General features: G+C 65.2%; 27 protein-coding genes. 22 read left to right on the forward strand and 5 right to left on the reverse strand.

What is annotated here, in order from left to right:
• Positions 1–45: 45 nt before the first annotated feature.
• The 9 genes from BMW87_RS29380 to BMW87_RS29425 all read left to right on the forward strand — a co-directional run bounded on the left by BMW87_RS29380 (position 46) and on the right by BMW87_RS29425 (position 9,490).
• Positions 46–987, forward strand: a complete 942-nt coding sequence (locus BMW87_RS29380; protein ID WP_093058706.1) for an alpha/beta hydrolase — start codon at positions 46–48, stop codon at positions 985–987.
• 110 nt (positions 988–1,097) lie between these two features.
• Positions 1,098–1,928 carry a helix-turn-helix domain-containing protein gene (locus BMW87_RS29385; protein WP_093058737.1) on the forward strand — a complete coding sequence of 277 codons (831 nt, stop codon included), beginning with the start codon at positions 1,098–1,100 and terminating at the stop codon, positions 1,926–1,928.
• Positions 1,929–1,946: 18 nt separating this feature from the next.
• A complete protein-coding gene (locus BMW87_RS29390; RefSeq protein WP_093058707.1) occupies positions 1,947–2,822 on the forward strand; it encodes a branched-chain amino acid ABC transporter permease in 876 nt (291 codons plus the stop codon).
• A gap of 7 nt (positions 2,823–2,829) precedes the next feature.
• Positions 2,830–3,906 (forward strand): branched-chain amino acid ABC transporter permease, encoded by a 1,077-nt coding sequence (locus BMW87_RS29395; RefSeq protein ID WP_093058708.1) that lies wholly within the window; start codon positions 2,830–2,832, stop codon positions 3,904–3,906.
• Positions 3,903–4,721 (forward strand): ABC transporter ATP-binding protein, encoded by an 819-nt coding sequence (locus BMW87_RS29400; RefSeq protein WP_093081047.1) that lies wholly within the window; start codon positions 3,903–3,905, stop codon positions 4,719–4,721. The genes BMW87_RS29395 and BMW87_RS29400 overlap by 4 nt, the downstream gene beginning before the upstream one ends.
• 457 nt (positions 4,722–5,178) lie before the next feature.
• The gene (locus tag BMW87_RS29410; RefSeq protein ID WP_093058710.1) at positions 5,179–5,952 is read left to right on the forward strand and encodes an ABC transporter ATP-binding protein; all 774 of its coding nucleotides are present in this window, start codon (positions 5,179–5,181) and stop codon (positions 5,950–5,952) included.
• A gap of 5 nt (positions 5,953–5,957) precedes the next feature.
• Positions 5,958–7,814: an AMP-dependent synthetase/ligase gene (locus BMW87_RS29415; RefSeq protein WP_093058711.1), complete on the forward strand. Its 1,857-nt coding sequence runs from the start codon at positions 5,958–5,960 to the stop codon at positions 7,812–7,814.
• Positions 7,815–7,848: 34 nt separating this feature from the next.
• Entirely contained in the window at positions 7,849–9,021 is a 1,173-nt protein-coding gene (locus BMW87_RS29420; protein ID WP_093081052.1) for an ABC transporter substrate-binding protein, read from the forward strand.
• A gap of 7 nt (positions 9,022–9,028) precedes the next feature.
• Positions 9,029–9,490, forward strand: a complete 462-nt coding sequence (locus BMW87_RS29425; RefSeq protein WP_093081055.1) for an EVE domain-containing protein — start codon at positions 9,029–9,031, stop codon at positions 9,488–9,490.
• 17 nt (positions 9,491–9,507) lie between these two features.
• Here the strand turns inward: BMW87_RS29425 and BMW87_RS29430 are convergent, their stop codons facing one another.
• Together BMW87_RS29430 and BMW87_RS29435 are read right to left on the reverse strand one after the other, a co-directional pair.
• Entirely contained in the window at positions 9,508–10,161 is a 654-nt protein-coding gene (locus tag BMW87_RS29430; RefSeq protein ID WP_093058714.1) for a MarC family protein, read from the reverse strand.
• Positions 10,162–10,163: 2 nt separating this feature from the next.
• A complete protein-coding gene (locus BMW87_RS29435) occupies positions 10,164–10,910 on the reverse strand; it encodes an SDR family oxidoreductase (protein WP_093058715.1) in 747 nt (248 codons plus the stop codon).
• Positions 10,911–10,982: 72 nt separating this feature from the next.
• Between BMW87_RS29435 and BMW87_RS29440 the strand changes: the two genes are divergently transcribed.
• Positions 10,983–11,588, forward strand: a complete 606-nt coding sequence (locus BMW87_RS29440; RefSeq protein WP_093058716.1) for a 2-hydroxychromene-2-carboxylate isomerase — start codon at positions 10,983–10,985, stop codon at positions 11,586–11,588.
• 39 nt (positions 11,589–11,627) lie between these two features.
• On the forward strand, positions 11,628–12,311 hold the full coding sequence (locus BMW87_RS29445) for a dienelactone hydrolase family protein (RefSeq protein ID WP_093081057.1): 684 nt from the start codon (positions 11,628–11,630) through the stop codon (positions 12,309–12,311).
• A 52-nt stretch (positions 12,312–12,363) separates the two neighbouring features.
• On the opposite strand, the gene BMW87_RS29450 is transcribed toward BMW87_RS29445, so the two are convergent.
• A complete protein-coding gene (locus BMW87_RS29450) occupies positions 12,364–13,278 on the reverse strand; it encodes a LysR family transcriptional regulator (protein WP_093058718.1) in 915 nt (304 codons plus the stop codon).
• Positions 13,279–13,411: 133 nt separating this feature from the next.
• Here BMW87_RS29450 and BMW87_RS29455 point away from each other — a divergent pair, with 133 nt between their 5' ends.
• Both BMW87_RS29455 and BMW87_RS29460 read left to right on the forward strand, forming a co-directional pair.
• Positions 13,412–13,750, forward strand: a complete 339-nt coding sequence (locus BMW87_RS29455; protein WP_093081061.1) for an alpha/beta hydrolase — start codon at positions 13,412–13,414, stop codon at positions 13,748–13,750.
• A gap of 219 nt (positions 13,751–13,969) precedes the next feature.
• Positions 13,970–14,338 carry a DUF4148 domain-containing protein gene (locus BMW87_RS29460; RefSeq protein WP_093058720.1) on the forward strand — a complete coding sequence of 123 codons (369 nt, stop codon included), beginning with the start codon at positions 13,970–13,972 and terminating at the stop codon, positions 14,336–14,338.
• Positions 14,339–14,421: 83 nt separating this feature from the next.
• Here BMW87_RS29460 and BMW87_RS29465 read toward each other — a convergent pair whose 3' ends face one another.
• Both BMW87_RS29465 and hemB read right to left on the reverse strand, forming a co-directional pair.
• Positions 14,422–15,573: a magnesium transporter CorA family protein gene (locus tag BMW87_RS29465; RefSeq protein ID WP_093081064.1), complete on the reverse strand. Its 1,152-nt coding sequence runs from the start codon at positions 15,571–15,573 to the stop codon at positions 14,422–14,424.
• 17 nt (positions 15,574–15,590) lie between these two features.
• A complete protein-coding gene (hemB, locus tag BMW87_RS29470) occupies positions 15,591–16,577 on the reverse strand; it encodes a porphobilinogen synthase (RefSeq protein WP_093081066.1) in 987 nt (328 codons plus the stop codon).
• A 367-nt stretch (positions 16,578–16,944) separates the two neighbouring features.
• Here hemB and BMW87_RS29475 point away from each other — a divergent pair, with 367 nt between their 5' ends.
• From BMW87_RS29475 to BMW87_RS29515, 9 genes are all read left to right on the forward strand, one after another.
• Positions 16,945–17,373: a CopD family protein gene (locus tag BMW87_RS29475; protein WP_056522085.1), complete on the forward strand. Its 429-nt coding sequence runs from the start codon at positions 16,945–16,947 to the stop codon at positions 17,371–17,373.
• A 14-nt stretch (positions 17,374–17,387) separates the two neighbouring features.
• Positions 17,388–18,515: a VanZ family protein gene (locus tag BMW87_RS29480; protein ID WP_093081091.1), complete on the forward strand. Its 1,128-nt coding sequence runs from the start codon at positions 17,388–17,390 to the stop codon at positions 18,513–18,515.
• 51 nt (positions 18,516–18,566) lie between these two features.
• Positions 18,567–18,920 carry a (2Fe-2S) ferredoxin domain-containing protein gene (locus BMW87_RS29485; protein ID WP_093058724.1) on the forward strand — a complete coding sequence of 118 codons (354 nt, stop codon included), beginning with the start codon at positions 18,567–18,569 and terminating at the stop codon, positions 18,918–18,920.
• Positions 18,921–18,956: 36 nt separating this feature from the next.
• Positions 18,957–19,589, forward strand: coding sequence for an alpha/beta hydrolase (locus BMW87_RS29490; protein WP_093081069.1), 633 nt, complete (start codon positions 18,957–18,959; stop codon positions 19,587–19,589).
• Between the two features lie 40 nt (positions 19,590–19,629).
• A complete protein-coding gene (locus BMW87_RS29495) occupies positions 19,630–20,799 on the forward strand; it encodes a D-alanyl-D-alanine carboxypeptidase family protein (RefSeq protein ID WP_093081071.1) in 1,170 nt (389 codons plus the stop codon).
• A gap of 206 nt (positions 20,800–21,005) precedes the next feature.
• A complete protein-coding gene (rpsL, locus tag BMW87_RS29500; RefSeq protein ID WP_013543948.1) occupies positions 21,006–21,383 on the forward strand; it encodes a 30S ribosomal protein S12 in 378 nt (125 codons plus the stop codon).
• Between the two features lie 150 nt (positions 21,384–21,533).
• The gene (rpsG, locus tag BMW87_RS29505; RefSeq protein WP_013543947.1) at positions 21,534–22,007 is read left to right on the forward strand and encodes a 30S ribosomal protein S7; all 474 of its coding nucleotides are present in this window, start codon (positions 21,534–21,536) and stop codon (positions 22,005–22,007) included.
• Positions 22,008–22,103: 96 nt separating this feature from the next.
• On the forward strand, positions 22,104–24,203 hold the full coding sequence (fusA, locus tag BMW87_RS29510; protein WP_093058727.1) for an elongation factor G: 2,100 nt from the start codon (positions 22,104–22,106) through the stop codon (positions 24,201–24,203).
• 119 nt (positions 24,204–24,322) lie between these two features.
• Positions 24,323–24,412: GTP-binding protein (locus BMW87_RS29515; RefSeq protein WP_038111923.1), on the forward strand; the 90-nt coding region annotated here is incomplete at its 3' end.

Genomic DNA, 24,412 nt, shown 5'->3' on the forward strand with positions numbered 1-24,412 from the left:
GCCGCAACGGCGCGGGCATGGTCGAGTGGTTCCACCGGAGACACCATGCTGCACCCCCAGGCTCGCGCCTTGCTCGACTTCATCGAGGCGCGCGGCATTCCGCCGACGCACACCCTGTCGCCCGCCGACGCGCGGACCTTCTACCGTGAACGCCGCGTCGCCACGCAGCCGCTGCCGGCCGAAGTGGCCGAGGTGCGCGACCTGGCCGCCGACGGCCCGCACGGCACCATCCCGGTGCGGCTGTACCGCCCCCTGGGTTCCGGCGCCGGTCCGCTGCCGGTGCTGGTGTACTACCACGGCGGGGGCTGGGTCATCGGCGACCTCGACACGCACGACGTGCTGTGCCGCGAGTTGGCCAACGGCGCGGGCTGCGCTGTCGTCGCGGTTGACTACCGCATGGGCCCGGAGCACCGCTTTCCCGCCGCCGTCGACGACGTGCTGGCCGCTACCCGGTGGGTGCGCCGCGAGGCCGCGGCGCTGGGGCTCGATGCGAGCCGGCTCGCAGTCGGCGGCGACAGCGCCGGCGGCAACCTCGCGGCGGTGGTGTCGATCGCCGCGCGCGATGCCGGCGACCTGCCCATTGCCTTCCAGCTGCTGATCTACCCGGCCACCGACATGCGGCGCGGCCATGCCTCGCACCAGACGAACGGCCAGGGCTACCTGCTGACGGCAGACACCATCCGCTACTTCCACGACCACTACATCACCGACCCGGCGCACGACCTCGACTGGCGCGCCTCGCCGCTGTTGCATACCGACCTGTCGAAGCTGCCGCCCGCACTGGTGCTCACGGCCGGCTACGACCCGCTGCGCGACGAAGGGCTGGCCTATGCGGAGGCGCTCACGGCTGCGGGCAACCGCGCCATGTACGTGTGCTTCGAGCGCCAGATCCATGGCTTCGTGCCCATGGGCAAGGTGCTCGACGAGGCCAACACCGCTGTGGCGCTCTGCGCCGCCGAACTGCGCCGCGCACTGGCACCGGCCTAGGGAAAGTCCCCGCGCAAATCGATATCGCGCGGGCGGCTCGCGCCGCTACGATCCAGCCAACAAAGACGCCACCCCGCAGTGGCAGTCCACCGATGCAGGAGACAAACACCATGCAGCGAACGAGGACGACGCCGCCCGAGCGCGGCGCCGCACGGCAGGGGGAACGCCTGATGTGGCTCACGCCGCATCGCGTGTTCTATGCCGGCCTGCTCGGCGCCGCCGCCGAGCGCACGATGGGCGGGCACGGCGTGTACGTGTCGCCCGCCGGCGCGCCGCCCAACCGCATCCGCATCGGCGGCGGGGCGTGGATGACTGGTGAATTCATCGTGGTGCCGCCGCACGTGCTGCACCAGGTGGAGAGCGCGCACCCGCTGATCTTCAACCTGCTGATCGAGTCGGAGTCGGTCGATCCCGCGCGCATGCCGGCCTTTTTGCAGCACTGCGGCCCGGTCGAGGCACCGGCCTTCGTGCAGCGCTTGCGAGAGGCCCATGCGCACCTGCTGGCGGCCTCGGCGCGCGGCATGAGCTTCGAGGGCTTCGACTTCGATGCGATGTTCTTCGGCGAAGCGCTGGCGCCGCGCGCGCTCGATGCGCGCATCCGCAAGGTGGCCGACGCCATCAACGCCGACCCCGCGACGCCGATGTCGGCCGAGGAGTGCGCAGCCTCGGTGCACTTGTCGTTCTCGCGCTTCCTGCACTTGTTCAAGCAGGAAACGGGCATGGCCTTTCGCGCCTTCCGCGCATGGAAGCGTGCGCGCAGCCTGCTGCGCTACGTGCAACAGGGCAGCACGCTGACCGACATCGCGCTCGACACCGGCTACCCCGACTCGACGCACTTCAGCCACTCGATCCGCCAGGTCTACGGCCTCAAGCCCAGCGACATCGTGGCCGGCTCGCGCCGCCTTGCGCTGCACGACGCGGCCGGCGGCTTCAGGCAGTAGGCGCGGCGCAGGGGCCCCATGCAGATCCTTCAACTCCTGCTGTCGGGCATTGCGCAAGGTTGCATCTACGGCCTGATCGCGCTGGGCTTCGTGCTGATCTACAAGGCCACCGAGACGGTGAGCTTCGCGCAGGGCGACCTGATGATGCTCGGTGCCTTCGGCGCGTTCGCCGGCATGTCGCTGTTCGGCATGCCGTTCTGGCTCGCGGCGATCTTCGCTGTGGTGGCGATGGCGGCCTTCGGTGTGCTGCTCGAACTGGTGGTGATACGGCCCATCCTCGGGCAGCCGCAGTTCTCCATCGTGATGCTGACCATCGGCATCGCCTACGTGGCGCGCGGGCTCATCACCATGGTGCCGGGCATCGGCACCGAAACCCACACACTGGCCGTGCCCTACAAGGACCAGATCTGGAAGCTGGGCGAGCTGGTGGTCAACCTGGAGCAGCTGGCGATCATCATCGCCACGGCCATCCTGTGCGGGCTGCTGTTCGCGATGTTCCGCTACAGCAAGCTGGGCATCGCGATGCAGGCCTCGTCGCAGAACCAGCTGGCGGCCTACTACATGGGCATTCCGGTGAAGCGGCTCAACGGGCTGGTGTGGGGGCTCGCGGCAGCGGTCGCGGCCATTGCGGGCATGCTGCTGGCGCCCATCACCTTCGTGCACGCGAACATGGGCTTCATCGGGCTGAAGGCTTTTCCGGCGGCGGTGGTGGGAGGCTTCGGCAGCCTGCCGGGTGCCATCGTCGGCGGGCTGGTGATCGGCATCGTCGAGTCGTTCGCGGGCTTCTACCTGCCCGACGGTTTCAAGGACACGGCGCCGTACATCGTGGTGCTGCTGATGCTCATGATCAAGCCGAACGGTCTGTTCGGCGAGAAGCTGCGCAAGAAGGTGTAAGTCTCATATGCGCTTCATCTTCAAGACCAGCTATGACCAGGACATCCGCCTCGCGCGCCACGGTGGGCATGTGTTCTGGTATGGCTTGCTCATTGCGTTCCTCATCGTCGCGCCGTGGGTCATCGACGAGTACTGGCTGGCGCAGCTGACCTTCGTGCTGATCTACGGCATCGTCGGGTTGGGGCTGATGCTGCTGGCCGGTTTCACGGGGCAGTTTTCCATCGGGCATGCGGCGTTCCTCGGCACGGGTGCGTACACGCAGGGCGTGCTGACGAATCTCGGCGTGCCGTTTCCGCTGGCGCTGGTGGCGGCTGCTGCGTTGTCGGCGGCGGTGGGCGTGGTGGTCGCGCTGCCGGCGTTGCGCGTGAAGGGCATCTACCTCGGCATTGCGACGCTGTCGTTCGGCTTCATCGTCGAGGAAGTGTTCGCGCGGTGGGAGAGCGTGACGGGCGGCAATGCGGGGCTGCACGTGAAGTCGCCGCAGCTCTTCGGCTGGTCGCTGGGCTCGGGCGACGGGTTCTACTTTCTGTGCCTGGTGGTGGCGGTGCTGAGCACGCTGGGCATCCTGAACCTGCTGCGCTCGCCGACGGGGCGGGCCTTCGTCGCGATTCGTGACTCGGAAATTTCGGCGCAGAGCATGGGCATTCACCTCGCGCGCTACAAGACGATGTCGTTCGCGATCTCGGCCGCGCTCGCGGGGCTGGGCGGGGCGTTGTATGCGCACAAGCTCAGCTTCATCTCGCCGGACCAGTTCAGCATCCTGCAGTCCATCGACCTGCTGCTGATGGTGGTGATCGGCGGGCTCGGTTCGGTGCACGGCGCGTTCCTGGGGGCGATCTTCCTGATCGCGATGCCGCAGCTGATCTCCATTGGCAAGGACTGGCTGCCGGCGGTCATCGGCCAGGCGCCGGGGTTGCAGGGTCTGGTGTATGGCGTGGTGCTGATCGCCTTCGTGCTGTTCGAGCCGCTGGGGCTGTACGGACGCTGGCTGAAGATCCGCACCTGGCTGCAGCTGTTTCCGTTCTACCGCAGGGGGCTGTTCAAGCGGCAGAAGTCGTTCACCAAGTCGGACCGGTTGCGATGAACGGCGACATTCTTCTCTCCGCGAAAGAGCTGAGCGTGCGCTTCGGCGGTGTGCTGGCGGTCAACAAGGTGAGCTTCGACGTGCGGCGTGGTGAGGTGTTCACGCTGATCGGCCCGAACGGCGCGGGCAAGACGACGGTGTTCAACCTGATCAGCCGCATCTACACGCCGACCACGGGCGAGATCACGTGGCATGGCGAGGAGGGCGGCCCGATTGCGCTGACGCAGCAGGCGCCACATGCGATTGCTGCGCTGGGCATTGCGCGTACTTTCCAGAACATCGAGTTGTTCGAGCACGCGACGGTGTTGCACAACCTGCTGATCGGTCGCCACACGCACCGGCAGACGGGGTTCTGGAGCGAGGTGTTCTTCACGCCCGCTACCCGGCGCGCGGAGATTGCTGCGCGCGAGAAGGCGGAGCAGGTGATCGAGCTGCTGGACCTTCAGCACCATCGCGATTCGATGGTAGCGGGGTTGCCTTACGGCGTTCGCAAGGTCGTCGAATTGGCGCGTGCGTTGTGCACGGAGCCGAAGTTGCTGCTGCTCGATGAGCCGTCGTCTGGCCTCAATGTGGAGGAGACGGCAGACATGGCGTTCTGGATTCAGGACATTCAGCATGAGCTGGGTGTTTCCGTGCTGATGGTCGAGCACGACATGTCGCTTGTTTCCAAAGTTTCTGATCGCGTGCTGGCGATGAATATGGGCGAAGTGTTGGTCACTGGGTCGCCTCGCGAGGTGCAGGCTGATCCGCGTGTTGTCGAGGCTTATCTGGGGACCGTGGATGACGTGAGCAGTTTGAGGAGGGCGGCGGTATGAGTGCTTCGTTCGCTACCTCCTTGGGGGCGCCCGGTATGCGGTGCGGCGCGGTCGCCCCCACTATGCCGGCCCTTCGGGCTCCCTTGCGGTGCTCGCCTTCCGCGGGGTCCCGCCCAAACTCGCTTCGCTCAAACAAGGGCGGGCCCTTGTCCCCGGAAAGCTGCGCTCCTCAGCGGCACAGAGGGGGCGCCCACACCGCACCGCACACCGGGCTTGGCCGGAGGTGGAAGTGCACTGAGCGTGCCCACGGCGTTGGGGCCCCTGTCCCCCGCGGGCCGTTGAGGCACCGCCGAGCAGCGCAGCGACGGGCGGATCAGGGCTCGCAGCTGTTTGAGCGAAGCGAGTTCTGCGAGACCCCGCCCGTCGTGAGCAGCGCAGGGAAGCCCGAAGGGCCGGTGACGTCGGCCCGCGGGGGACAGGGGCTCCAACGCCGCTCCCCGGCCGAAGGGGCGAAAAAATGAGCGACGCCGTACTCCAGCTCCTCAACGTAGAGAGCGCCTACGGCCCCATCAAGGCAATAAGAGGCGTGAGCCTGAAAGTAAGGCAGGGCGAGATAGCAACCGTCCTGGGCTCGAACGGCGCAGGCAAGACAACCATCCTGAAGACGATCTCCGGAATCATCGACCCGAGAAAAGGCAGCATCGAATTCCAGGGCAAGGACATCACCGCCAAAGACCCGGCCTACATCGTGCAGCAGGGCCTGAGCCACGTGCCCGAAGGCCGCGAAGTGTTTCCGCTGCTGTCGGTGAAGGACAACCTGCTGATGGGCGCCTACACTCGCAAGGACCGCGACGGCGTGGCGCGCGACATGGAGACGGTCTACACCTACTTCCCGATCCTGCGCGAACGGGCCACGCAGGACGCGGGCCTGCTGTCGGGTGGCCAGCAACAGATGCTGGCCATCTCGCGCGCGATCATGGCCGCGCCGCACCTCATTCTTCTGGACGAGCCCAGCCTTGGCCTGAGCCCGAAGCTGACGAAGGAGATCTTCGAGATCGTCGTGCGCATCAACCGCGAGCGTGGCACCACGATCTTGCTGGTCGAGCAGAACGCCAACATGGCGCTCAACGCGGCCGACCATGGCTACGTGCTCGAGAACGGCCGCATCGTGATGGAAGACTCCTGCGAACGCCTGAGGGAGAAGGAAGACATCAAGGAGTTCTACCTCGGCGTGAAAGATGACGGCGTGCGCGGCGAGCGGCGCTGGAAAAAGAAAAAGACCTGGAGGTAGCCACCATGCAAGGACTCTGGGAACTCAACACATTCGAACCCCGGCTCGACATCGTCGTGCCCGGCGACACCATTCCCGCGATGTTCTGGAATGCCGTGAAGCAGCGCGGCGACAACATCTGGATGCGGCAGAAGGAGCTGGGCATCTGGCGCAGCTGGAGCTGGCACCAGACGGCCGACGCGGTGCGCGAGATCGCGGCCGGGCTGCAGGCCATCGGCTTTGCGCCGGGCGAGTGCGCGTCGATTTTGTCGAACACCGTCATCGAATGGGTGCTCGCCGACCTGGCCGTGCTCAGCTGCGGTGGTGTGTCCAACGGCATCTATCCGACCGACGCGGCTTCGCAGGTGCACTATCTTTGCGAAGACTCGCGCACCACCGTGCTCTTCGTTGAAGACGACGAGCAACTCGACAAGGCGCTCGAGGTGCGCGCCGGCCTGCCGGGCCTGCGCTGCGTGATCGTGTTCGACATGGAAGGCCTGCGCGATCTCGACGATGCGGCGGTGATGAGCCTCGACGCGCTGCGCACCCTCGGCCGCGCGCACCTGGCCGCAGACCCGCAGGCTGTCGAGCGCACGGTGGCCGCCTGCCGGCCCGAAGACCTCGCCATCCTCGTCTACACCTCGGGCACCACCGGCAAGCCCAAGGGCGCTATGCACAGCCATGCTGGTCTGGTGTACACCGCGCGCGGCTACAACACGCTCATCGCGCAGGACGAGAGGGACGAGCGCATGTGCTTCCTGCCGCTGTGCCACATCGCAGAGCGCATGGGCGGCGAGTACTTCGCGATGTATACCGGCTCGATCCTCAACTTTGTCGAGAACCCCGAGACGGTGCCCGAGAACGTGCGCGAGATCGCGCCCACCGTGTTCACGGCAGTGCCGCGTGTGTGGGAGAAGTTCTATTCGGGCGTGATGATCGCGCTGAAGGAAGCCAGCCCGCTGCAGCAGGCGGCCTACAAGTGGAGCATTGGCGTGGGCGAGGAGATCGCCAATCGCGTGCTGGCGGGCGAAGACGTCGGCCCGGTGCTGAAGTTCAAGTTCAGGCTGGCGCGCGTGCTGGCGCTGGACAACGCGCGCAAGCTCATCGGCATTCACCGGTCGCGCTTCCTGGTGACGGGCGCGGCGCCCATTTCGCCCGAGCTGGTCAAGTGGTACCTCGCGCTCGGCGTGCCGATGCTGGAGGTGTGGGGCATGACGGAGTCGTGCGGCGCTTCTACCGCCGTGCCGGCCACGCGCATCAAGCCGGGCTCGATCGGGCCGGCCACGGGCTACAACGAGGTGCGCATCGACGCTGCCACCAGCGAAATCCTGGTGCGCGGCCCCAATGTCTTCATGGGTTACCTCAACCTGCCCGAGAAGACCGCCGAGACCATCGACGCCGAAGGCTGGCTGCACACCGGCGACGTGGGCGTGATGGACGAGGACGGGTATTTCCGCATCACCGACCGGATGAAAGACATCATCATCACGGCGGGTGGGAAGAACGTGACGCCGAGCGAGCTGGAGAACGAACTCAAGTTCAGCCTCTACATCACCGATGCCGTGGTCATCGGCGACAAGAAGCCCTACCTCACGGTGATCGTCATGATCGACCAGGAGAACGTCGAGAAGTTTGCGCAGGACCACGACGTGCCGTTCAGCAACTACGAGAGCCTGACGCGCACGAAGGAAGTGCAGGATTTGATCCAGGGCGAGATCGATCGCGTCAACGCCAGGTTCGCGCGCGTCGAGCAGATCAAGAAGTTCTTTCTGCTCGAAACGCAGCTCAGCGCCGAGGACGAGGAGCTCACGCCCACGATGAAGCTCAAGCGCAAGCTGGTGCAGACCAAGTACGCCGAGCGCATAGAAGCCATGTACCGGTGATTCGTTTTTTCCGTCAACCCGAGGAGACAACCGCATGAAGCTCAAGACACTGACGACACTGACGACGCTGGCCGTGCTGGGCCTGATCGCGACGCTTGCGTCCGCTCAGCAGCAGGGCGTGAGCAAGGACGAGATCCGCATCGGCACCATCCAGGACCTGTCGGGTCCGCTCGCGGGCTTCGGCAAGCAGGCGCGCAACGGCATGCAGCTGCGGGTGGACGAGCTCAACGAGCAGGGCAGCCTCAACGGCCGCAAGCTCAAGCTGTTCGTCGAAGACTCGGGCTACGACCCGAAGAAGGCGGTGCTGGCCGCACAGAAGCTGGTGAACCAGGAAAAGATCTTCATCATGGCCGGCCACATCGGCACGGCGCAGAACATGGCGGCGATGCCGGTGCAGTTCGACAAGAACGTCGTCAACTTCATGCCCATTACCGCGGCGCGCGAAATGTACGAGCCGCTGAACCGGCTGAAGTATTCGTTCGCGGCCACCTACTACGACCAGATCCGCCTGGCCCTGCCGAAGATGATCAAGGACAAGGGCGCCAAGAAGGTCTGCACCATCTACCAGGACGACGAGTTCGGGCTCGAGGTGCAGCGCGGCGCAGAGGCGGGCCTGAAGGCCGCGAACATGGAGCTGGCCGAGAAAACCTCGTTCAAGCGCGGCGCCACCGACTTCAGCTCGCAGGTCGCGAAGATGAAGGCAGCCAACTGCGACCTCGTGGTGCTCGGCACCATCATCCGCGAGACCATCGGCACCGTGGGCGAGTCGCGCAAGACCGGCTTCAACCCGACATTCCTGGGTTCGAGCGCGTCCTACACCGACCTGATCCACAAGCTGGGCGGCAAGGCGATGGACGGCGTCTACGCCACCATGACGGTGCAGAACCCCTACACCGACGAGCAGTCGCAGCCGCTGCGTTTCTGGGCCAACAAGTACAAGACCAAGTTCAACGAAGACCCGACGGTGTTCTCGGTGTACGGCTACGTGATCATCGATTCGTTCATCAAGGCGGCGACCAAGGCCGGCCCGAACCTCACGACCGACAGCTTCATCAAGGCCATGGACAGCATGACCTTCGAGCCCGACATGTTCGGCAGCCCGAAGAGCAGCTACACGGCCACCAAGCGCCTGGGCAACGACCAGTCACGCCTGTCGCAGATCAAAGACGGCAAGTGGGTCGTGGTTTCGGACTATGTGACACCATGACGGGACCATGCCCAATTACTGGTTGATGAAATCCGAGCCCGACGAGGTCTCGATCGACGATGCACTCGCCGCGCCCGGCGCCACTGTGGCGTGGACCGGCGTGCGCAACTATCAGGCACGCAACTTCATGCGCGACGGCATGAAGGTCGGCGACGGCGTGCTGTTCTATCACTCGAGCTGCCCGGAGCCGGGCATTGCCGGCATTGCGCGAGTGGCCTCGGGCATCAAGGCCGATCCGACGCAGTTCGACGCGAAGTCGCCCTACTACGACGCAGGCTCGAAGAAGGACGATCCGCGCTGGCTGCTGGTGGACGTGCAGGCGGTGCGCAAGACGCGGCTGCTGGCGCTGCCCGAGTTGCGCGCCAGGCCGGAGCTGGCCGAGCTGATCGTGCTGCGCAAGGGCAACCGGCTGTCGATCACGCCGGTGGAGCCGGCGCACTGGAAGATCATCGAGAAGATGCTGGCCTGAGCCGGCTGGCTTGATGCTCAGCCGATCTTGTTCAGGATCGGGAACAGCTTGCCCAGGCCGTCGGCCATCACCTCGACCGCGAGCGCGGCGAGGATCAACCCCATCAGCCGCGTCATGATGTTGATGCCGGTCTTGCCGAGCACACGCGCGATCGGCTGCGCGAGCGAGAAGGCCAGGGCGGTGGCCAGCGCCACCACCACGCCATAGCCCACCAGAATTGCAAGCTCCCACAGGTGCTGCGCCTTGTCGGCGTAGATGACCACGGTGGAGATGGTGGCCGGGCCGGTGAGCAGCGGAATGGTGAGCGGCACCACCGCGATCGACGCGCCCATCGACGCCTTCACCTCGGTGGCGCGCAGCTCCTCGACGTTGGTCTTGCTCTCGGCCGGCTGGGCGTTGAGCATCGACAGAGAGCTCATGAGCAGCAGCAGGCCGCCACCGACCTGGAAGCTCGCGATGGAAATGCCGAAGAAGGACAGCAGCTGCAGGCCCAGCAGCGCGCTCACCGCGATGACCACGAACGCGCTGAAGGCCGACATGCGCACCGTGTGGCGGCGCTGCGCGTCGCTGTAGCCCTGCGTGTAGTGGATGAAGAAGGGCACGATGGCCAGCGGGTTGACGATGGCCACCAGCGTCACCAGCGGCTTGATCAGGTCCATGGAGGTGCTCATGGTCAGCGACCTCCGGTGACGTCGAGCAGGGCCATGGTGGTGTAGCTGGCCTCGGGCGAGAGCAGCCACAGGATGGCGCCGGCGATCTCGTCGGCGCTGCCGGTGCGCTGCATGGGCACGGTGGGCGCGAGGTCGGAGGCGCGGTCGGGCATGCCACCGGAGGCGTGGATCTCGGTGTCGATCAGGCCGGGGCGCACCGCGTTGACGCGGATGCCTTCGGCGGCCACTTCCTTGGCCAGGCCGATGGTGAAGGTGTCGATGGCGCCCTTGCTGGCGGCGTAGTCGACGTACTGGTCGGGCGAACCCAGCCGCGCAGCGCCGCTGGAAATGTTGACGATGGCGCCACCCGTGCCGCCGTACTTGGTGCTCATGCGTCGCACGGCCTCGCGCGCGCAGATGAAGCTGCCGATCACGTTGATGCGGAACATGCGCTCCAGCCGCGCCACGCTCATGTCGGCGACGCGCGCCTGCACGTCGACCACGCCGGCGTTGTTGACCAGCGCCGTGAGACGGCCGAACCTGGCGTCGACCTTCTGGAACATGGCTAGTACCTGCGCCTCGTCGCCCACATCGGCCTGCACCGCCATGGCGGCGCCGCCGTTTGCGCGGATGGTGCGCACCACCTCGTCGGCGGCCAGCGAATTGCTGGCGTAGTTGACGGCCACCGCATAGCCGCGCTGCGCGGCGAGCAGGGCGGTGGCGGCGCCGATGCCGCGGCCGCCGCCCGTGATCAAGAGCACCTGGTCCAAAACCTACCTCCTGCAGAGAAACTGCGTGTCAGTTAAAACCGTCGGCTTGGATTACATCATTGGGGCACGCGCATGAGCACCAGCAAGACGATTGACTACTACTTTGCGCCACAGAGCCCGTGGACCTATCTGGGGCATTCCCGCTTTGCGGCGATTGCTGCGGCCGCAGGCGCCACGGTGCGCGTGCGGCCCATCGACATGGGCAGCGTGTTTCCCGTGTCCGGCGGGTTGCCGCTGGGCAAGCGCGCGCCGCAGCGGCAGGCCTACCGGCTGGTCGACCTCGCGCGCTATTCGAGCTATCTCGGCCTGCCGCTGAACGTCAAGCCGAAGTTCTTCCCGGTGGCCAGCGACGACGCGGCGCGGGTCATCATCGCGGTCGACATGCACGACGGCACCGAGGCTGCCATGCGCATGTGCGAGGCGGTGTTCGCGGCCGTGTGGGTGCAGGAGCGCAACATCGGCGACCCGAAGGTGCTCGATTCGCTGATCGTCGAGTGTGGGCTGTCGCCCAAGCGTGGCGAGCAGTCGCTGAGCCAGGCGGTCCAGGAGCGCTACGAGGCCTACACGCAGGAGGCCATCGACATCCAGGTGTTCGGTGCGCCCAGCTACGTGATCGACGGCGAAATTTTCTGGGGGCAGGACCGTCTCGACTTCGTCGAACGGGCGCTGCGCCCATAACCCGGCACTTACTTATTTGCCATCAAGGAGCAAGACAACATGGGTCAATTCATCGATCTCAAGGCCAAGGACGGCTTCAGTTTCCCCGCCTACGTGGCCGAGCCGACAGGCAAGCCGCGCGGCGCGGTGGTCGTGGTGCAGGAAATCTTCGGCGTGAACTCGCATATCCGCTCGGTGGCCGACGGCTATGCGGCCGAGGGCTACCTGGCCGTGGCGCCGTCGACCTTCCAGCGCGTCAAGCCGGACGTGGAACTGGGCTACTCGGACGACGACATGAAGAACGGCTTCGGCCTGAAGACCGCTGTCGAGGCGCTGCCGGCGCCGGGCGTGCTGCAGGACATCGAGGCGTCGATTGCCTACGCGTCGAAGGCTGGCAAGGTCGGCATCGTGGGCTACTGCTGGGGCGGCCTGCTGGTGTGGCGCTCGGCGGCGCTGCTGCCGGGCCTGGCTGCTGCCGCGCCTTACTACGGCGGCGGCATGACCTCGCCGGAAGAAACGGCGCGCGAGCCCAAGGTGCCGGTGCTCGCGCACTTCGGTAACCAGGATCACTGGATTCCGCTGGACACCATCGAGTCGTTCAAGAAGGCGCATCCGGAGGTGGAAGTGCATGTGTATCCGGTCGGCCACGGTTTCAACTGCGACCAGCGCGGCTCGTACAACGCCGACGCGGCCAAGCTGGCGCGCGAGCGCACGCTGGCGTTCTTCGCGAAGCATCTCGCCTGAGCCTGCGTTCGTCCTCCAATGAAAAACCCCGGCACTGCCGGGTTTTTTCATTTCATGAATGGCTCGGCTTGCGTGCCGTGGCGCCCGGGCCGACTCGGGTCTGCAGGAAGTCGAGCAGCGCGCGCAATGCAGCGCTGTTGTGGCGCCGTTGCAGGTAGGCGGCCGAAAACCACACGTCCTTGCGCGCGTAATCCTGCAGCACGGGCACCAGCTCGCCGTGGTCGAGGTGTGATTGCACGAGGATCGACGGCAGGTAGATCACGCCGAAGCCATGCATGGCCACGCGGATCAGCGGCGCGCCTTCGGTGCAGTCCATGCGGCTTTTCACCGGTACGTCGATCGGCGTGCCGTTGTCGTCGAAGCGCCACGCGGGCTGCTGGCCCTGCGCCGAGAACGTGAGCGCGTCGTGGCCCGACAGGTCGCGCGGATGCTCGGGCTTGCCGTGCTTCTTCCAGTAGACCGGCGAGGCGCAGACCACCATGTTCATGAGCCGCAGCTTGCGCACGATCAGGTTCGCGTCCTCGATGGGGCCGCTGCGCAGTTCGACGTCGATGCCTTCCTCGGCGAGGTCGACGGCCCGGTTGGTCAGCTGCAGGCTGATCGTCACGTCGGGGTAGTAGCGCATGAAGTCGGCCAGCAGGTTCGGAAACTCGCCGCTGCCCATGCCGTGCGGGGCCGAGATGCGCAGCCGCCCGCCGGGCTGGCTGGCGCGGTCCTGCAGCTCGGACTGGGTCAGTTCGACCATCTCTAGCATCGGGGTGCTGCGGTCCAGCAGCAGTTGGCCGGCATCGGTGAGGCTCACGGAACGGGTGGAGCGGTTGAGAAGACGCACGCCGAAGCGGGTTTCCAGCTCGGCCACATACTTGCTGACAGTGGCCTTCGACATGTCGAGCCTCTTGGCTGCCTGGGAAAAACTGCCGTGCGAGGCGACTTCCCGGAAGGTTCTGATCAGATCGAGACTGTCCATGTGAATGAGTCCATTGTTTCCGTTTTGGGAACGCGATGGTTCGATTCTCCCGGGTTTTTCCTAACCAGCTTGGGCGACACTTCGGTTACTCGCCGACGTCGCCAGCCCGGTTGGACCGTTGGAAGGAACTGAAATGAAGACCCCGAACATCATTGCCGCTGCCGTCCTGTTGCTGCTCGCCGCCTCCGGCGCGCAGGCGCAGGGTGCCCAACAGGGCTTCGAGCCGGTGCAGCCGCTCGAGGCCGTCACCAGCCGCAGCGATGTGGTGGCCGGCGCCGATGCTGCGGCGCGCGGTGGCAATGTCTACGGCGACGTCGTGGCGGCGCCGCTGGTCTCGCGGCCGAGTTCGCTCGACCGGGCGTCGGTCCGCGCCCAGGCCGTGGCTGCCGCCCACGCGCCGAACCAGAACCTGGACCGCCGCGCCTTCGTCAACAGCGAAGTGCCGCCGCAGTTCCAAGCCTCGCAGCGATAAGCCGGAAGTCTTCTCCTGCAAGGCCGGGCCGGTGCAAACCGGGCCCGGCTTTTTTCTGCTGGCATGCCTTGATGTCGGCATTGTTTCAATAGAGGAAACACCGTGTCTCTGAACAGAGTGTTTTGGCATGGCAGTTCGCCCGGAAACTCGCCGCACAGGCAAGCGAACCAGCAAGCCTGGTGGACGAACCATCCAACGAACATCCTAGGAGAACTGAATATGAAGACCTCGCAAATCCTCGCCGCTGCCGCCCTGACCCTGCTGGCTGCCGTTGGCGCCCAAGCCGAAACGTACCAAGGCGTGAACACCGCCGTCTCGACCAAGAGCCGTGATGAAGTCAACGCCGAAGCCGTGCGCGCCGCATCGGCTCCGAACCAGAACGTGACCCGCGGTTCGCGCGGCCCGGAAACGGTTGCCGTGTCGAAGGACCGCGCAATCGTCCAAGCCGAAGCCGTTCGCACCTCCTACGCTCCCGACCAGAACGTGACTGGCGGCTCGCGCGTCAACAGCCGCGTCATCTCGACCATGCAAAACCCGATGGACGCTCGCGTTCAGGCCGAGCAAGGTTCGGGCGCTGTCGCCAAGTAATTGAAGCGGTCCCTCGGGGCCGTCGAAATGCAAAAGGGCCACGCGAAAGCGTGGCCCTTTTTCTTTGGTTGGCGATTCCGGGATCAGCGCGTACGCGCGAGATAGCGCTTGCGCCAGAAGATCAGCACCAGCGCCACCGCAATGACCAGCATCGACGTCATCGCGATCCAGAAGCCGTCTGCCTTGTGCACCAGCGGGATGAATTCGAAGTTCATGCCGAAGATGCCCGCGATGAGGTTCAGCGGCAGGAACACGGCGGTGAGCACCGTCAGCACCCGCATGATGTCGTTGGCGCGGTGGCCCTGGACGCTGAAGTGCATCTGCACTGCAGTCTCGGCGTTCTGCTCCAGCCGGTGCACGTGGTGCACCACGCGCTCGATGTGCTCGAGCACGTCGCGGCTGCGGATCATGATGAGTTCACGCTCGCGCTGCTCCGTCTCGCCCTTGGGCACGGGGAGCGTCTCGAGCGAGTCGATCCAGTCCTGCATGGCGGCGCGCTGGTCTTCGCAGATCTCGTCCAGGTGATGCAGCGATTGGCGTGCCTCCATCAGCGCACCCCAGTTGGTGAAGCGGCTGCGCGGGTCGATCAGCTCGGTCTGCCAGTGATCGAGCTGCTTGGTGAGTTCGCGCCGCTGGTCGAGGTAGCCGTCGACGATCTGGTTGATGACGCGCAGCATCAGGTCCGAAGGGCTGGTCGGCAGGCGGGCCGAGGTGGCGCGCACGTCGAGCGCAGGGGCGCCGCGGTCGTCGGGCGAGGCGGCCGCCAGCAGGCGCGTGGCGAAGGCGTCGCGCACCGCGCCGTCTTCCGGGTGCACCGACAGCAGCACGCGGTCGAACACCGTAAAGCCCACCGGGCGGGTGTCGACGCGGCGCAGCACGGGCGGGCCGCTGCGGGGCAGGGGCGGGGCCTCGCTGCCATTGCCCTTGCCGTTGCCCAGCGCCGCCTGGCCCTGTCCGTTGGCCAGTCGCCGGAACACCAGCACGTCGTATTGCGAGGTGTAGTCGTAGTGGGAGGGCAACTGGTCGTTGAGCAGGTCGGCCACGTGCAGGTCGACCAGTTGCGTGAGGCACAGCGTCTGCAGGATCTGCTGCACCTCGGCCAGCGAGGCCCGGAATTCCTCGCGTGTGAGCGAGATCCAGAGGTAGCCTCCGGTGCCGCACGCTCCCGGTACGGTCAGCGGCGCCAGCGCGGCGTGCTCGCTGACCTGCGAGCGGGTGATTTCGAAGATGCGCATGCCGTGCTGGTGCGCCGTTATTTCTGCAGCAGCCGCGCGGCGTCGAGCGCGAAATAGGTCAGCACGCCATCGGCGCCGGCGCGCTTGAAGGCCAGCAGGCTTTCGAGCACCACGGCGTCGTGGTCGAGCCAGCCGTTCTGGGCGGCGGCCTTGAGCATCGCGTATTCGCCGCTCACCTGGTAGGCGAAGGTCGGAACATGGAACTGGTCCTTCACGCGGCGCACGATGTCGAGGTAGGGCATGCCGGGCTTCACCATCACCATGTCGGCGCCTTCGGCGATGTCGATGGCGACTTCGCGCAGGGCCTCGTCGCTGTTGCCAGGGTCCATCTGGTAGACCTTCTTGTTGCTCTTGCCGAGCGTGGCGGCCGAGCCCACGGCGTCGCGGAAGGGGCCGTAGAAGGCGCTGGCGTACTTGGCGCTGTAGGCCATGATGCGCGTGTGAATGTCGCCGTGGGCTTCGAGCGCGGTGCGGATGGCGCCGATGCGGCCGTCCATCATGTCACTCGGCGCCACAATGTCCACGCCGGCCTGCGATTGTGTGAGCGCCTGCTTCACAAGCACTTCGACGGTCGCGTCGTTGAGGATGTAGCCGGTGTCGTCGAGCAGGCCGTCCTGGCCGTGGCTGGTGTAGGGGTCGAGGGCAACGTCGGTCATCACGCCCAGCTCGGGGAAGCGCGCCTTGAGGGCGGCCACCACGCGGGGAATCAGCCCGTCGGGGTTGAAGGCTTCGCGGCCATCGGGCGTCTTGAGGCTGGCGTCGATCACCGGGAACAGCGCCATCACCGGGATGCCGGCCGCCACGCACTGCTCGGCCACGGGCAGCAATTGGTCGAGGCTCAGGCGGTCCACGCCGGGCATCGAGGGGACGGCATCGCGACGTTTTTCGCCTTCCTGAACGAACACCGGATAGATCAGGTCGTTGACCGTCAGGGCGTGTTCTCGAACCAGATTGCGGGTGAAAGCGTCGCGGCGAAGGCGCCGCGGCCGCCCGGCGGGGAACATGGCCAGAGGGGAAGATGATGACGTCATATATACAAAATTGTGCCTGAAGCGATCTTTCACAGACCTTCTCTCCGAGTGTCCAGTTGTCTGACAACTACGGAAATTCGTAGAACCAAGGTACTCAAATTTTTGCTTCAAATGTCAAAGAAAGTGCCTCAGTCGCTTGAAACCTTGTTTCGTCTTTGTTAAATTCTGAAGCGGGCGGCTTGCCGCTCCCCGCTTTTCCTCCCTGAGCGGGTGCCTTGATGTGTGACAGCAAAAGGGCTTCCCAGCCCGACGTGAAGACGTCGGGCTTTTTTTTGCCCGTCGTACAGGGGCATCGCCGCAAAAGAGGGGTCGGCGAGAGGGGCGCCACTAAACTGCCGCCATGCTCTGGGTCAAATCTCTTCACATCGTCTTCATTGCAAGCTGGTTCGCGGGGTTGTTCTATCTGCCCCGGATCTTTGTCAATCTGGCGATGGTGCCGCCCGAGTCGGTGGCCGAGCGGGAGCGGCTGCTGTTGATGGCACGCAAGCTCATGCGATTCACGACTTTCCTGGCGGTTCCCGCGCTCGGCTTCGGCCTGTGGCTGTGGCTGGGTTATGGCATCGGGCGCGGCCCGGGCAACGGGTGGATGCACGCCAAGCTGGCGCTGGTGCTGGTGGCAATCGGCTACCACCACGGCTGCGGTGTTCTGCTGCGCCGTTTCGTGGCGGGCGAGAACCGGCGCAACGACCGCTGGTTCCGCTGGTTCAACGAGCTGCCGGTGCTGCTGCTGCTGGGCATCGTGATCCTGGTGGTCGTCAAGCCGTTCTGAGCCCGGTGCACACGGTGGAGAGGCCGCACAAGTCCGCCGCGCTCCCCCTGGCGCTCGCGTACGCGGCGCTGATCGTCTACGCCAGTCTCTATCCGTTCGCCGACTGGCGCGACCAGGGGATCGCGCCGTGGGCCTACTTGTCGGCGCCCTGGCCCAAGTACTGGACGGGCTTCGATTTCGCCATCAATGTGGTGGGCTACGTGCCCTTCGGCTTCCTGTGCGCCCTGGCGGTGCTGCGCACGCGCCCGGCCACCAGCGTCTGGCATGCGGTGCTGCGCGCCACCGTGGCGGGAGCGGCAATTTCGTTCGCCATGGAGACGCTGCAGAGCTACCTGCCCGCGCGCATTCCCTCCAACGTGGACCTGGGGTTCAACACGACGGGTGCGGTCCTTGGTGCCGTGCTGGCGGCGGGGCTGGAGCGGCTGGGCGCGGTTGCGCACTGGAGCCGCGCGCGTTCGCAGTGGTTCACCGAGGACTCGCGCGGCGCGCTGGTGCTGCTCGCGCTGTGGCCTTTTGCGCTGCTGTTCCCAGCGGCCGTCACCTTCGGGCTGGGGCAGGTGTTCGAGCGGCTCGAAGTGGCGATCTCCGAGTGGCTGCTCGACACACCCTTCATCGACTGGCTGCCGCTGCGGCAGTTCGAGCTCGAGCCGCTGGTGCCGGCGGTGGAACTGCTGTGCGTGATGCTCGGCGCGCTGGTGCCGTGCCTGCTGGGCTATCTGGTGGCGCGCTCCGTGGTCCAGCGCGCGGTGCTGCTGCCGCTGACGCTGCTGGCCGGCATCGCGGCCTCGGCGCTGTCGGCGGCATTGAGCTATGGGCCCGAGCACGCATGGGCGTGGCTGGGCCTGCCTGTGCAGGTCGGCATGGCCGCGGCGTTCTTTGCTGGCGTGCTGTTGCTGTTCGCGCCGCGCCGCTTGTGTGCGGCGCTGCTGCTGGTGGGGCTCGTGCTGCAGCTGAGCTTGCTGAACCAGGCGCCCGAGAGCGCGTACTTCGCGCAGACGCTGGCTACCTGGGAGCAGGGGCGCTTCATCCGCTTCCACGGGCTGGCGCAGTGGCTGGGCTGGACCTGGCCCTTCGCGGTGCTGGCGTATGTGGTGGTCGCTCTGTCGCGCCGAGGCCGGCCCAATGCCGCTGCGACGGCCTGAACGTTTGAAGGTATCGACACGGGGCCAAGGGGCGGTCACTAAAATCTGCCGATGCCCAGCTCCTCCCCCGCCGCGCCGTCCGGCTATTACGGCCGCCACATCTTCTTCTGCCTCAACGAGCGCAAGAACGGCGAAGACTCCTGCTCCATGCACAACGCGCAGGAAGGCTTCGACCGCTGCAAGGCGAAGGTCAAGGAGGCGGGGCTATCCGGGCCCGGCAAGGTGCGCGTCAACAAGGCCGGCTGCCTCGACCGTTGCGCGGGCGGGCCGGTGGCTGTGGTGTACCCCGAGGCTGTCTGGTACACCTTCGTTGATGGCGATGACATCGACGAGATCGTCGAGTCGCACCTGAAGAACGGCCAGGTCGTCGAGCGGCTGCTGCTGCCTCCCGATGTCGGACGCTGAACTTTTCCGCCGACCCTCCGCTCGTACCTTGCGCCAATGAATTCCCAGACCGAAAAGATCAGCCTCCAGGGCGCCGCCGGCGCAATCGAGGTTCAACGCGACCAGCCTGCCGGCACCCCGCGCGGTATCGCGGTAATCGCCCATCCGCATCCGCTGTTCGGCGGCACGATGGACAACAAGGTGGTGCAGACGCTGGCACGCGCATTCGTCGCCAGCGGGTGGACCACGGTGCGCTTCAACTTCCGCGGCGTGGGCGCCAGCGAAGGCGTGCACGACGAAGGGCGTGGCGAGCTGGAAGACATGCTGAATGTCGTCGGCCAGCTCGCGCCCGAGGGGCCGCTGGCGATCGCCGGATTTTCCTTCGGCGCGTTCGTTGCGACCGGTGCCGCCGCAAAGCTCTGGACCGAACGCGACATCCGCCAGATCGTGCTGGTAGGTACGGCCGCCGCGCGCAACACCGTAGCCACGCTGCCGGCCGAGGCGCACGAGCGCATGCTGGTGGTTCATGGCGAAGCCGACGACACCGTGCCGCTGTCCGCCGTGATGGACTGGGCGCGGCCGCAGTCACTTCCTGTCACAGTCGTCCCCGGGGGCGGCCACTTCTTTCACGGACAATTGCCGCTGCTCAAAAGTCTCGTGGCCCGCCATCTGCGCGCGGACATCGCTTGAAAGCCTCGCAGGCTTGTTTTCGTCTCTTTCCAAACTCCCCATGAATCGTTTTCTTGGCGCGCTCCGCGCGCTGGTCTTTACCGCCGCCGCATCCGTCAGCCTGATCGCCGCCGCCCAGGTGCCGGCTCCGCCTGAAATCGCCGCGCGCAGCTACCTGCTGCTCGACGTGACCGCGAACCAGATCCTGGCCCAGAAGGACATCGACAGCCCGGTCGAGCCGGCTTCGCTCACGAAGCTGATGTCTGCCTACCTGGTGTTCGATGCGCTGCGCACCAAGAAGATCACGCTGACCCAGACGCTGCCGGTCAGCCCGCGCGCCTGGAAGATGCCCGGTTCGCGCATGTTCATCGACCCCAAGATGCAGGTGCCGGTGGAAGACCTGATCAAGGGCCTGATCGTGCAGTCGGGCAACGACGCCACGGTGGCGCTGGCCGAAGGCGTGGGCGGCACGGTGGAGCACTTCGTCGAGATGATGAATGCCCAGGCCAAGGCGCTGGGCATGAAGAACACGAGCTACAAGAACCCCGAAGGCCTGACGGCGCCCGGCCACACCACCACGGCCCGTGACCTGAGCATTCTGGCGACCCGCCTGGTGCGCGACTTCCCCGAGGAAGCCAAGTACTACGCGATCAAGAAGTACCGCTACCCGGGCACCCCGTCGACCAACGACACCAATCGCAATCTGCTGCTGTTCCGCGACCCGACCGTCGACGGCCTGAAGACCGGGCACACCGAGGCGGCCGGCTACTGCATGATCGCCACCGCCAAGCGCGATTTCCCCAATCTGACGGGCGGCCGCCGCCTGCTGTCGATCGTGCTGGGAACCACGGGCGAGACCGTGCGCGCCAACGAGTCGCAGAAGCTGCTGAACTGGGGTTACACGGCCTACGACGCCGTTCGCCTGTTCGATGCCGGCCAGCCGGCCGCCACCCCGGCCGTCTGGAAGGGCAAGGCGAACACGCTGAAGCTGGGCCGCCCGGAAGCCATCGTGGTCGCGGTGCCGGCCGGTACCGCCAGCAAGATCAAGACCCAGGTGTCGCGCCCCGATCCGCTGGTGGCGCCGTTCGCCAAGTACCAGGCCGTAGGCTCGCTCAAGGTCACCCTGGACGACCAGCCGGTCGCCGACGTACCCCTGGTCGCCCTGGAAGCCGTCGAGCAGGCAGGGATATTCGGCCGCGCATGGGATGCCGTGCGGCTCTGGATCAAGTAAATCCGCAGGGGCGACAAAGGCGATTGGCAGCTCTCCGCTGCGGCTGACCTTGCCGTTTCAGACTCGTTTGCTATACTCGTGGGCTTTTCGGAAATTTCCGAAGGGTTTCACGTTTTCGTTATTCCCGGTTTCCTTGCCTTGCGTCACGTCAAGGACCAAGGGCGGTTTTACAACCAGGGCCGGGTTGTTTTGGGACTAATTCATTCATGCCAACCATCAATCAACTGGTGCGTCAGGGTCGAACGGTCGAAAAGATCAATTCGAAGAGCCCTGCCATGCAGAACTCGCCGCAACGTCGCGGTGTCTGCACCCGCGTCTACACCACGACGCCCAAGAAGCCCAACTCGGCGCTTCGTAAAGTTGCCAAGGTCCGTCTGACCAATGGCTTCGAAGTCATCTCCTACATCGGCGGCGAAGGCCACAACCTGCAGGAACACAGCGTCGTGCTGGTTCGCGGCGGCCGTGTCAAGGACTTGCCCGGTGTGCGTTACCACATCGTGCGCGGTTCGCTCGACCTGCAAGGCGTGAAAGACCGCAAGCAGTCGCGTTCCAAGTACGGCGCGAAGCGTCCCAAGAAGGCTTAAGCCTTCCTGTCGTCAAAAAACAAACGGTGTTCGGTTGCCTTGGCGGGCACATCGAACGAAGTGACCCACTGTCGGGTCGAGTAAGTGAGAGTCCTGACTGGCTCTCGCGGTGCCGGAAACGGTGCCAACTGAAGCAAAGAGGTTAGAAAAATGCCACGTCGTCGCGAAGTCCCCAAACGTGAAATCCTGCCGGATCCCAAGTACGGCAATGTCGAGCTGTCCAAATTCATGAACGTGATCATGGAAGGCGGCAAGAAGGCGATTGCCGAGCGCATCATTTACGGTGCTCTCGACTTCATCGAAAAGAAGAACCCGGACAAGGACCCCCTCGAAGCTTTCACCGTTGCCATCAACAACGTGAAGCCGATGGTCGAAGTGAAGTCGCGCCGCGTTGGCGGTGCGAACTATCAAGTGCCGGTCGAAGTCCGTCCTGTCCGTCGCCTCGCCCTGTCGATGCGCTGGATCAAGGAAGCTGCCCGCAAGCGCGGTGAAAAGTCGATGGCCCTGCGTCTGGCCAACGAACTCATGGAAGCCACGGAAGGCCGTGGCGGCGCCATGAAGAAGCGCGACGAAGTGCACCGCATGGCGGAAGCCAACCGGGCGTTCAGCCACTTCCGCTTCTAAAAATCAAACTTCGCTTGGGCGTTGGGTGCTGAGTGTCGGGCGTTGTGCCCGTGCTCGGGGCCCAGCGCTCAACGCATTTCAACCCGAAAGTAAATCATGTCCCGCAAGACCCCCATCGAGCGCTACCGCAACATCGGCATCTCCGCGCACATCGACGCTGGCAAGACCACGACGACCGAACGTATCCTGTTCTACACCGGTGTGAACCACAAGATCGGTGAAGTGCACGACGGCGCCGCCACGATGGACTGGATGGAGCAAGAGCAAGAGCGCGGTATCACGATCACGTCCGCTGCCACCACCTGCTTCTGGAAGGGCATGGCTGGCAAGTTCGACGAACACCGCATCAACATTATCGACACCCCCGGCCACGTGGACTTCACCATTGAAGTCGAGCGCTCGATGCGCGTGCTGGATGGCGCTGTCATGGTGTACGACGCCGTCGGCGGCGTGCAGCCCCAGTCGGAAACCGTCTGGCGCCAGGCCAACAAGTACAAGGTGCCCCGTCTCGCGTTCGTCAACAAGATGGATCGCACCGGCGCCGACTTCCTGCGCGTGCGCCAGATGATGGTGGACCGCCTGAAGGCCAACCCCGTCGTGATCCAGATCCCGATCGGTGCCGAAGAGCACTTCCAGGGCATCGTCGACCTCGTGAAGATGAAGGCGATCATCTGGGACGAAGACAAGGGCGTGACGTTCCAGTACGGCGAGATCCCCGCCAACCTGGTCGATGTCTGCAACGAATACCGCGAAAAGCTTGTCGAAGCGGCTGCTGAAGCCAGCGAAGAGCTGATGAACAAGTACCTCGAAGGCGGCGAGCTGAGCGAGGAAGAAATCAAGAAGGCCATTCGCCAGCGCACCATCGCCGGCGAAATCCAGCCGATGCTGTGCGGCTCGGCCTTCAAGAACAAGGGCGTGCAAGCCATGCTCGACGCCGTCGTCGAATACATGCCCGCGCCGACCGACATTCCCCCGGTCAACGGCCTGGACGAAGACGAAGCGCCTGTCATCCGCAAGGCTGACGACAACGAGAAGTTCTCGGCCCTGGCATTCAAGCTGATGACCGACCCGTTCGTGGGCCAGTTGACCTTCGTGCGCGTCTACTCCGGCGTGCTGACCAAGGGCGACAGTGTCTACAACCCGGTTCGCGGCAAGAAGGAACGTATCGGCCGTATCGTGCAGATGCACGCCAACAACCGCGAAGAAGTCAACGAAATCCGCGCTGGCGACATTGCTGCCTGCGTGGGCCTGAAGGAAGTCACCACGGGCGAAACCCTGTGCGACCCGACGGCGATCGTGACGCTCGAGCGCATGGTGTTCCCGGAATCGGTGATCTCGCAGGCCGTGGAGCCGAAGACCAAGGCCGACCAGGAAAAGATGGGCATCGCCCTGCAACGCCTGGCTCAGGAAGACCCCTCGTTCCGCGTCAAGACCGACGAAGAATCGGGCCAGACCATCATCGCCGGCATGGGCGAGCTCCACCTTGAAATCATCGTGGACCGCATGAAGCGCGAATTCGGCGTGGAAGCCAACGTGGGCAAGCCGCAAGTGGCTTACCGCGAAACGATCCGCAAGACCGTCGAAGAAGCCGAAGGCAAGTTCGTTCGCCAGTCGGGCGGCAAGGGCCAGTACGGTCACGTTATCCTGAAGCTCGAACCGCAGGAAGCCGGCAAGGGCTTCGAGTTCGTCGACGCCATCAAGGGCGGTGTGGTTCCTCGCGAATACATCCCCGCGGTGGAAAAGGGCGTCGTGGAAGCGCTGACGCAAGGCGTGCTGGCGGGCTACCCCGTCGTGGACGTCAAGGTCACGCTGCACTTCGGTTCGTACCACGACGTGGACTCGAACGAAATGGCGTTCAAGATGGCCGCGATCTTCGGCTTCAAGGAAGGCGCCCGCAAGGCCAACCCCGTGATCCTCGAGCCGATGATGGCCGTGGAAGTCGAAACGCCTGAAGACTACGCCGGCAACGTGATGGGCGACCTGTCGTCCCGCCGCGGCATGGTGCAGGGCATGGACGACATGGTCGGTGGCGGCAAGGCCATCAAGGCCGAAGTGCCGCTGTCGGAAATGTTCGGCTACTCGACCACGCTGCGCTCGATGTCGCAAGGCCGCGCAACGTACACGATGGAGTTCAAGCACTACGCCGAAGCTCCCCGTAACGTCGCCGAAGCCATCGTGGCCGCCCGCGCCAAGTAAGTATTCAATTTCGAATCTGTCTGCGACCGTGTGCCCCTCGCTGCCCGTGGCGAGGGAACCAGCAATGCGGTGCAGACATAAAACCCAATCACGGGCACTGCTCTTTCAAGGATTGAAAAATGGCAAAAGGTAAATTCACCCGCACCAAGCCGCACGTGAACGTGGGCACGATCGGTCACGTTGACCACGGCAAGACGACGCTGACGGCT

The sequence above is a fragment of the Variovorax sp. OV084 genome, assembly GCF_900111625.1.
In the GTDB taxonomy this organism is placed as follows: domain Bacteria; phylum Pseudomonadota; class Gammaproteobacteria; order Burkholderiales; family Burkholderiaceae_C; genus Variovorax.